General features: G+C 34.9%; 1 protein-coding gene. It reads left to right on the top strand.

The window, feature by feature from the left end; genetic code table 11:
* Positions 1-249 (top strand): IS110 family transposase (locus Q0838_RS14295; protein WP_298956571.1); only part of this gene is annotated, 249 nt, incomplete at both ends.

Genomic DNA, 249 nt, shown 5'->3' with positions numbered 1-249 from the left:
TAAATTGTTAGCTTTAGTAAAAGAAGTGCATCAGGATGTTTTAACACGCTTAAAAAGTATTCCAGGAATTGGTTCCAAAACATCATTAATGCTAGTTGTTTTAACCGATGGTTTTGATCGTTTTACAAGCGGAAGTGAATTGTGTAGTTACGCTGGTCTAACACCAGTAATCCGTCAAAGTGGGAGTAGTGTAAAAGGACGTCCACGAATTAGTAAAATAGGGAATCAAAAGCTCCTAAATTTATTATT

This window comes from uncultured Nonlabens sp. (assembly GCF_947495285.1).
Classification (GTDB): domain Bacteria; phylum Bacteroidota; class Bacteroidia; order Flavobacteriales; family Flavobacteriaceae; genus Nonlabens.
This window is presented reverse-complemented; position numbering and strand designations above follow the sequence as displayed.